This is a genomic window from Thermostichus sp. MS-CIW-30, from assembly GCF_054058015.1.
Map to the genome: position 1 here is coordinate 1 of NZ_JBSRZW010000049.1, position 8,445 is coordinate 8,445.

Below are 8,445 nucleotides of genomic sequence, written 5' to 3' on the forward strand. Positions count from 1 at the left end.
CCTGAGTCAAGTCGGCCCCCTCCAAGTTGGCCTCGCTGAGGTTGGCTTGGCTGAGGTTGGCTCCTCTCAAGTTGGCCGCGGCCAGCCTCGCCCCTCTGAGATTTGCTCGCGTCAGGTCTCTTCCCCTCAGGTCGGCCCGCTCCAAGTTGGCTCCGCTCAAGTCGGCTTGGGCTAGGCTTTCCCCCTGGGCAACGCCGTTGATGATTGTCCACACCAGGTGCCACTTGGGATCCATCTGCGTTTTGGGAGAAATGACAACCCACCTCAAGTTGGCGTCCGTTAGGTTGGCCCCCAGCAAGCTGGCGCCGATGAGGTTGGTGCCCAGGAGGTTGGCTCCGCTCAGGTTGGCTCCGTTCAGATCGGCCCCGCTGAGGTCTGCTTGAGTTAGATTGGCTCCGCTCAGGTTGGCATGGCTGAGATTCACCTGGCTCAGTCTCGCGCGGTTTAGGTTTGCTCCTCTCAAGTCTGCCCCACTCAGATCTCGCTGACTGAGGTTGGCCTTTCTCAAATCCGCCCAGCGGAAATCTCGCTCGCCAGCCTCCAATTTTGCCCCCAGATCTCCCACCGGACGAAGGGTAACCGGATAGGCTTTCGCGATTTGGATAAGTTGGGGATCACCCGAATCCATTAGGGTTGTCCAGAGAGCAAACTGCTTTTCCCAATCCAGAGGTTGGTTTAGGGTTTGGAGGAGAAGCTCTCTGCCTTTTCCGTTGTAATGGCTAAAACATTTGATGGCGCCGTTTGCACTTCTGGGATCCTTGCCTCTCAAAACCGGCTGGAGGATCTCTAAACTGCAATCGATATTGCCCAGATCTTTATCAGTAACTGTAGGCACGCCTCATCCCCCCTTTGGCTGCTTTGTTCCTATTCTCGCTATGGGCTTAGAGAGGGTCAAGACCAGTTCAGGGAATTCCCTTAGAAAGGTTAACCTTTGATACAGGAATTCAATCCTTTTTCAAATTCCCTGATCCAAGATAGCGAGCTGAGGAAGAGGGAACTTCCATTTTGGCTATCGGCTTGCTTCTGCCTTGCCGGCGGCTGGTGCTGCAGCTTTTCCCTCAGCCTCGGCCAAGGGATCCCGGCAGGCAACACAAGCAGGGTAGGCAGACAAATACAAGGTGTTGCGGCGGCCAAACCACTCGTAGCGGTGATCCCGGATCTGTTCGTAGCCTCGATCCCCCAGAACCTTCAAGCCAGGAAAGTTGCGGTACAGAGCCAGCCACACCTCCCCGCTCGGCAAAAGGGCGGCAATTTGTTCAATGGCAGCGGATCCCTGCCAGCGGCGCTCTGAGTGCTCCAGATCGATGAGAATCATCCCCAGCTCCACCTGCTCCGGTGGGATCCCCCATTGGGCCAGGGTAGAAGCATCTTGCATGGGGGCATAGCAAAACTGCCGTCCGCGATCCAGTTGCTCCAAGAGCTGAACGCCGGTGGCACAGAGGTTGCAGAGGCCGTCGTAGATAACCATGTAGGGCATGGTGGGATCCCTCAGGCGGGCTGACCCAAAATCTGGGCTTGGTACTGGGCTTCGGTAAGCAGTTGCCGAGGCTGCCGCTGCAGGAACACCCGACCCATCAGGTGATCGTATTCGTGCTGAAAGATCCGCGCCGGAAAATCCTGCCAGACCACCCTTTGCTGAACGCCTTCTGGAGTGTAATACTCCACCTCCACTTCGCGGGCGCGGGCCACCAGACCACGGCAATTGGGCACACTCAAGCAGCCTTCCCAACCCAGCACCTGGTCAGAACTGCAAGCCAGCAGACGGGGGTTAACCATCACCAGAGGCTGCATTTGCGGCGCTTCCGGGTAGCGGGGATTGGGACGAGAGGCCACGATCAGCACTTGGAGCAGGGATCCCACCTGAGGAGCAGCCAAGCCCACCCCCTGCGCCTCTTTCAGGGTAGCCAGCATACCTTCTATAAGATCCTGCAAGGCCGGCGTTTTGAACTCCGTCACCGGCTCGGCCACTTGCGTCAGGATGGGATCCCCCAATTGGCGTAGGCGAAAAGTCATGGCTTGCCCCAAGCAATTCTTCTTCTCAGTCTAGCGGGGATCCATGAGCAGCCTAGCGGCTCTTGCCAGTAGCCACCAGTTCCAGGGCCAGCTTGGAGCGCTTCAGCCCTTCTGGGATGGGGATGGGGTAGTGGCCGGTAAAGCAAGCGGAGCAGAACGAGTTGGGATCCCGGCCCGTGGCAGCCAGCATGCCTTCCCAGCTCAGGTAGGCCAAAGAATCCACTCCAATCTTCTCGGCGATTTCCTCTACGGAATGCTGGGCAGCAATCAACTGATCCTGGCTATCGGTATCGATGCCGTAGAAGCAGGGATGGGTGACCGGGGGGCTGGAAATGCGCATGTGGACCTGGGTAGCCCCCGCCTGGCGCAGGGCCTTGACGATTTTCTGGCTGGTGGTGCCCCGCACAATTGAGTCGTCCACAATAACAATCCGCTTCCCCCGCAGCACGTCCTCCAGGGGGTTGAGCTTCATGCGAATGCCCCGCTCCCGCATGGATTGGGTGGGCTGGATAAAGGTGCGGCCCACGTAGCGATTTTTGATCAGCCCTTCGGTGTAAGGGATCCCCGACTGGCGAGCATAGCCAATGGCTGCCGGCGTGCCGGAATCGGGAACGGAGATCACCCAGTCGGCCTCTGCCGGGGCCTCCTTGGCCAGTTGTTCTCCCAAACGCACCCGGTAGGAGTAGAGGCTTTCCTCATGCATCCAACTGTCGGGGCGGGCGAAGTAGATCATCTCGAAGATGCACAACTTGGGGGTGGCCTCCGCCCAACGCACCGATTGCAGCCCCTGACGGCTGATCCACACCAACTCTCCCGGCTCCACCTGCCGCAGAGGGTCGGCCCCAATGATATCCAAAGCACAGGTTTCTGAAGCCAACACGTAATGCAGCGGCTCGGCCTCGGGGTGGCTGAGGGTGCCGTCGCTGCAGATGATCTCCAGCATCTCTGACTGCAGCAGCTCATCCAGAGCGGGGTTGCTGCTCAAAAGCCCCAACACCAGCGGACGCACCCCATAGGGATCCCGTGCCCCGATCAGGCCCTCTGGCGTGCCGATCACCAGACTAAAAGCCCCCTGACAGCGGCGCAAAGCTTGGCAAGTGGCCGCGATCCAATCTTGACCTTGGTTCACCGCCTGGGCAATGGCGTGGGCAATACACTCGGAGTCGGTGCTGCTGGTTAGGTGCCGGTCGGCGGCCTCCAGTTCCTTCCGCAGCTCTTCCGCATTGACCAAATTGCCGTTGTGGGCCAGAGCCAGCGGCCCCAGGCGAGTCTCCACGATCACCGGCTGAGCATTGGCCACGCGGCTGGATCCAGTGGTGGAGTAGCGGGTGTGACCAACCGCCAGATCCCCGGTCAGTTGGGCCAAGTTCACCTCGTCGAAGACCTGGGAGACCAAGCCCATCGCCTTGTGAACCCGGCAAAAGGATCCCTCAAAAGTGGCGATCCCTGCCGATTCTTGGCCGCGATGCTGCAAGGCAAATAGGCCAAAGTAGGCCAGCTTGGCCACCTCCTCTCCTGGAGCCAGGATGCCAAAGACCCCGCAAGCCTCTTGCAGCTCTTCCCGGGCATACCCCGCCCCGCTGATGTTTTCTGAGGGGTACAGGGCATCAACGCCAACGGCAGTCTGCCCCTCTGCTTCTCCACAGCCAGAAGATGGTTCTGCTCCCGCCCTTGCTGCCATGGATCCTCGTCTTGCTGTCACGCTTACCAGTCTAACTCGGCCCAGGTCATTCCCCTCTATCTGGCTTCACCCCCAAAGGGGGAGTCCACAGGTGGGGTTTGCAAAAAGCTAAGACTCTATCTATAGTGTTAGCAGCGTGTAAGCGCTGCTGTGGCTGAGAAGCAGCCTGGCCGAGTTTTTGAGTTGGACACCACCAAGGCTCGGCTCTCCCAGAACCGGCAGGATCCCAAAGCTTTGTGTTGTGAGGAGTCAAACCCCATGAGACAGCAGCCCCATAGGTTCCGTCAGAGCTGGACGTTAGCAGCCTCCTCTGTAATAAGGGCCAGTGTAGCCGCTCTTCTGTCGTTGTCACTGGTGGCTTGCCAAGAAGATGCCGGCGAACAGCCTGCGGTTACCATCACGCCGATAGCGGTGGTGGCTCCAACGCCCACTCCTTTCCTCATCCCCAGTCCTGTCCCTACGCCGCTGCTCACCCCAACCCCCACTTCCACTCCCCTCTTTAATCCTTTCCCCACTCCCAGCCCCTCTCCCACTGCTTCCTTTGCAGCAGAGCCGCCTTCGATTGCCGTGGTGGCCCTGACGGACGCGCGACAGACGGTACCCTTCAACGTGCTGGTGGCCGTGACGACTCCTGCAGGTTTGGGGGCCGGCATCAGCTTCCGGGTGGAAATCCGACAAAGCCCCCTCACCCTCACCTTTGATTTCACTGCCGCTGCCGTCGGCTGTCAGCCCAACAGCAGAGCCTGCATTGGCACCATCCCCATCACCATTCCCACTTCTGCTCCCACCGGGGATTATGAGGTGACGGCAATGGTGGCGGATACCCAGGGCCGAATTGCTTCGGCCAAAGCTCCTTTACGGGTGTTGCCTGCGCCCAGTCCCTCCCCCTCGCCAACGCCGACCGGCACCCCCAATCCCTTTCCCTCGGTATCCCCTTCGCCCAGACCCAGTCCCTCTCCCAGTCCTTCGCCGACGCCCAGCCCCAGAAGCTTCTAACTCCCTCAGGCAGTCTCTCTTGTCGATTCAGGACTAAGGTAGCTCTTGAAGAACTCGCTTCAGGGTGGCGATCAGGTGTTCAATATGGGCTTCCTCGATGATCAAAGGCGGGGAAAGGGCAATGGTATCACCTGTAGTGCGAATCAATACCCCACGTTCGTAGCAGCGCAAAAAAGCTTCAAAAGCCCGCGCTGTCGGTCGGCCAGGGATCCCTTCCAATTCAATTGCCCCCACCAAGCCGAGGTTGCGCACATCGATGACATGAGGCAAGCCGCGCAGGGAATGGAGAGCCTCCTCCCAGAGGGGAGCGAGGTTGGCAGCCCGCTCGAACAAGCCTTCTTCTCGATACAGGTTCAGGGTAGCCAAGCCGGCGGCACTGGCAACTGGGTGGCCGGAGTAGGTGTAGCCGTGGAAAAACTCGATGGGGCTCCAGGACAGCGTCCTGCTGTTGTCCCCTGGACGGTGCAGGTCATCAGCGGAACCAGCAGCCTCCATGAAGGCGCTGTAGATCTCTTGCTTGACGATCACTGCGCCCATCGGGATGGTGCCATTGGTGAGGCCCTTGGCACAGCAAATCAGATCCGGCACCACCCCAAAGTAATTGGCCGCAAAAGGGGATCCCAGACGCCCAAAGCCGGTGATCACCTCATCGAAGATGAGCAGAATGCCGTATTTGTCGCAAATGGCCCGCAGCTTTTCCAAATAGCCCACCGGCGGCAGCAACACCCCCGTTGAACCGGCAACCGGCTCTACGATCACCGCTGCAATCGTGCTGGCATCGTGGAGAGCGACGATCCGCTCCAAGTCTTCTGCCAAGTGGGATCCCCAGCGAGGCAGGCCGCGGCTAAAGGCGTTTTGCTCCAGGTTGTGGGTGTGGGGTAGGTGGTCTACGCCGGGAATGAGGCTGCCAAAAAACTTGCGGTTGTTGGAGATGCCCCCGACCGAGATGCCCCCAAAGCCAACGCCGTGGTAGCCCCGTTCCCGGCCAATCAGCCGCTGCCGGGATCCCTGTCCGCGTAAGCGATGGTAGGCGATGGCCATTTTCAGGGCCGTATCCACCGCCTCAGAGCCAGAGTTGGTGAAAAAAACGTGATCCAGTCCGGCAGGAGTGAGCTGGATGAGCTGCTCTGCCAGTTGAAAGGCTTTGGGATGGCCCATTTGAAAAGCTGGGGCGTAGTCCAGTTGGGCCACCTGCTGTTGGATTGCTTCCACAATCGGGGGACGACAGTGGCCAGCATTCACACACCACAGCCCGGCAGTCCCATCTAGGATTTGGCGGCCATCGTGGCTGGTGTAGTACATGTCTCGGGCGGCAACCAACAGGCGCGGGTTGGCTTTAAATTGCCGATTGGCCGTAAAGGGCATCCAAAAAGGCTCCAGATTCAGCTCCGCTTGCAGGGCGACGGCTGCTTTCTCCAGGGTTTCTTGCATGGCTGGCCCTCCGGCAGTAGACGAGATTTCAAGCTGGCGAAGATAGAATCCCTAGATATTGGATAATTTTGAAAGGGGCTCCATCCTGCTAACGGGAACGATAGAGCAATCCTAATCGGCCTGGGAGGCCTCTGGAAAGTTAGTATTTTCGCTCCTGAGGGGGAAACCGGGTGATCACCACGGGGCGATAGCTGATCTGAGGGGATCCCTCGCGAAAGGCAGCCAAGGTGTGTTGTAAAAACCGTTGATCATCCCGTTGGGGGTAATCTTCCCGCGCGTGGGAGCCACGGCTTTCCCGCCGTTCCAGGGCGCTGGCGAGGATCAAAGCCCCCACCGTCATGAGGTTGTCCAGCTCCAGCGCTTCGATCAGCTCGGTGTTCCACACCTTGCCCCGATCGTCCAAATGCAAATCCCGCTCGTAACGCTGGCGGATCTGTTGCCATGTTTGGATCCCTTCTTGGAGAACCGATTCGGTGCGGTAGACGCCGCAATGCTCGGTCATGCAATCTTGAAATTGCCGCCGCACCTGATCAATGCGGCTCTTCCCTGATCGTTCCAGGAGCCCGGCAATCCGGCTGGCGGCCTGTTTGAGTAGGGATCCCTCGTCCACTTTCGGCAAGGCTCGACCTCTGACGGCCTCTACCAGGGCTGCCCCTGTGCGCCGCCCGAAAACAATGCACTCCAGGAGAGAGTTGCTGCCCAGCCGGTTGGCCCCATGCACCGAAACACAGGCCGTTTCACCGGCAGCGAACAGCCCTTCCACACGGGTTTGGACATCCCGCAACACCTGCCCATCCACCGTCACCGGGATCCCACCCATGCAGTAGTGCACCGTCGGTCGCACCGGAATGGGATCGACAACCGCATCGATGCCCAAGTGGCGATGGGCCTCCTCCCAACAGAAGGGCAGCCGAGTGTGGATCTTTTCTGCCCCCAGATGCCGCAGATCCAAGTAGACAAAATCTTTGCCGTCAATACCGCGCCCGGCCCGCACCTCCGTGACAATTGCCCGCGACGTGATATCCCGTGGGGCCAATTCCATCTGGCTGGGGGCATAGGCGGCCATGAAGCGCTCCCCCTTCCCATTGATCAGATAGGCCCCCTCTCCACGCACTGCCTCTGAGATCAACACCCCCACCGGATACAGGCCCGTGGGATGAAACTGCACAAACTCCATATCCTGCAGAGGCAGGCCGGCCCGCGCCACCATCGCCATGCCATCGCCGGTGGAAGCAAAGTCGTTGGAAGTGGAGTTGTAGATGCGCCCATAGCCGCCTGTAGCCAACATAACCGCCTTGGCCCGCAGCACTTCCAGCCGCCCGCTGGCCTGCTCCAACATCACCACGCCCTGGACTTGGTTTTCTGCCAGGATCAGATCCAGCACATACCATTCGCTGTAGAGCTTGACCCCAAAACGCTTGAGGTTGCTCACCAACTCGTGCAAAATGGCTTGCCCGGTTTTGTCGGCGGCATAACAGGTGCGCGGGTGGCTGTGTCCCCCAAAGGCCCGCTGGGCAATGCGGCCATCCGGCAGGCGGGAGAACAAGACCCCCAGGTGTTCCAGGTCGATGATCACCTCAGGGGCTTCCCGGGCTAGAATCTCCACCGCATCTTGATCCGCTAGGTAGTCGGATCCCTTGACGGTATCGAAGGCATGAGCCTCCCAGGAATCTTGCGGATCAACATTTTGTAAGGCGGCGGCAATGCCCCCTTGGGCTGCTACCGAGTGGCTGCGAATGGGATGGGTTTTGGACACCAAGGCCAGGTCGAGGCTGGGATCCCGTCGCATAACCTCCAAAGCCGCTCGGCAACCGGCCAGCCCTCCCCCAATGATGACAATGTCGTGTTCCAGCATGGATGCAGGCAAGCTCTCGCAAAGGATTCCGCCACAGCCAGGATGGCGTTTTCCCATTATGGCCGGCCCCAGCAGCCTCTCCAGCAGCAGCTGACGAACAGCTTTAAGTTGCATCGCTTCCTAACTTCCCTCTTCCCCTGGGAGTGGTCGCGGAAGCAGCGCGGAACGCTTGGGGAGTGTCCCAATCCAGTTTGGAATGGCTATGGCTTGCATGGCGAAGCCATACACTGTTGCCCAGGGCTGCAGCGATTGCATCCTGCTCGTTGCCAAACAGAATGGCAGTATCCCGCAAAGCTCTGATCTGTAAACTACCCGGCTCCGACCGCTAAGCGGTACGGAGCAGGCTTTCAGTAGCCCTGAGCCTGCTCTGCTCTACCAGAGAACAAAACAGGCCCGAACCTCTAGGCTGGTTTACGGCAGCCCCCAAAAGCGCAATCACCTTCGCACCGTTAAAATCCGCATCCCCTTC

General features: G+C 59.3%; 7 protein-coding genes and 1 pseudogene. 1 reads left to right on the forward strand and 7 read right to left on the reverse strand.

What is annotated here, in order from left to right:
* The 4 genes from ACVWXW_RS14050 to purF all read right to left on the reverse strand — a co-directional run.
* Window positions 1–628 (reverse strand): pentapeptide repeat-containing protein (locus ACVWXW_RS14050; RefSeq protein ID WP_457404324.1); only part of this gene is annotated, 628 nt, incomplete at its 3' end.
* A 381-nt stretch (window positions 629–1,009) separates the two neighbouring features.
* The gene (locus tag ACVWXW_RS14055) at window positions 1,010–1,477 is read right to left on the reverse strand and encodes a thiol-disulfide oxidoreductase DCC family protein (RefSeq protein ID WP_457404325.1); all 468 of its coding nucleotides are present in this window, start codon (window positions 1,475–1,477) and stop codon (window positions 1,010–1,012) included.
* Between the two features lie 11 nt (window positions 1,478–1,488).
* Window positions 1,489–2,013 (reverse strand): peptide deformylase, encoded by a 525-nt coding sequence (gene def / locus ACVWXW_RS14060; RefSeq protein WP_414330398.1) that lies wholly within the window; start codon window positions 2,011–2,013, stop codon window positions 1,489–1,491.
* Between the two features lie 52 nt (window positions 2,014–2,065).
* Complete coding sequence (purF, locus tag ACVWXW_RS14065) at window positions 2,066–3,694, reverse strand: amidophosphoribosyltransferase (RefSeq protein ID WP_457404326.1); 1,629 nt, start codon at window positions 3,692–3,694, stop codon at window positions 2,066–2,068.
* Window positions 3,695–4,039: 345 nt separating this feature from the next.
* On the opposite strand from purF, the gene ACVWXW_RS14070 reads away from it, so the two are divergent.
* On the forward strand, window positions 4,040–4,690 hold the full coding sequence (locus tag ACVWXW_RS14070; RefSeq protein WP_457404328.1) for a hypothetical protein: 651 nt from the start codon (window positions 4,040–4,042) through the stop codon (window positions 4,688–4,690).
* Window positions 4,691–4,723: 33 nt separating this feature from the next.
* Here the strand turns inward: ACVWXW_RS14070 and ACVWXW_RS14075 are convergent, their stop codons facing one another.
* From ACVWXW_RS14075 to ACVWXW_RS14085, 3 genes and pseudogenes are all read right to left on the reverse strand, one after another.
* Window positions 4,724–6,121, reverse strand: a complete 1,398-nt coding sequence (locus ACVWXW_RS14075) for an aspartate aminotransferase family protein (protein ID WP_011429583.1) — start codon at window positions 6,119–6,121, stop codon at window positions 4,724–4,726.
* Window positions 6,122–6,260: 139 nt separating this feature from the next.
* Window positions 6,261–7,976 carry a succinate dehydrogenase/fumarate reductase flavoprotein subunit gene (locus ACVWXW_RS14080; RefSeq protein WP_457404329.1) on the reverse strand — a complete coding sequence of 572 codons (1,716 nt, stop codon included), beginning with the start codon at window positions 7,974–7,976 and terminating at the stop codon, window positions 6,261–6,263.
* A gap of 325 nt (window positions 7,977–8,301) precedes the next feature.
* Window positions 8,302–8,445 (reverse strand): annotated as a pseudogene (locus tag ACVWXW_RS14085) (RNA-guided endonuclease TnpB family protein); the annotation flags it as partial.

Coding starts and splice junctions, on each gene's coding strand:
- def (WP_414330398.1), bottom strand. CDS start 2,013: ATGACTTTTCGCCTACGCCAATTGGGGGATCCCATCCTGACGCAAGTG.
- purF (WP_457404326.1), bottom strand. CDS start 3,694: ATGGCAGCAAGGGCGGGAGCAGAACCATCTTCTGGCTGTGGAGAAGCA.
- ACVWXW_RS14075 (WP_011429583.1), bottom strand. CDS start 6,121: ATGCAAGAAACCCTGGAGAAAGCAGCCGTCGCCCTGCAAGCGGAGCTG.
- ACVWXW_RS14080 (WP_457404329.1), bottom strand. CDS start 7,976: ATGCTGGAACACGACATTGTCATCATTGGGGGAGGGCTGGCCGGTTGC.
- ACVWXW_RS14055 (WP_457404325.1), bottom strand. CDS start 1,477: ATGCCCTACATGGTTATCTACGACGGCCTCTGCAACCTCTGTGCCACC.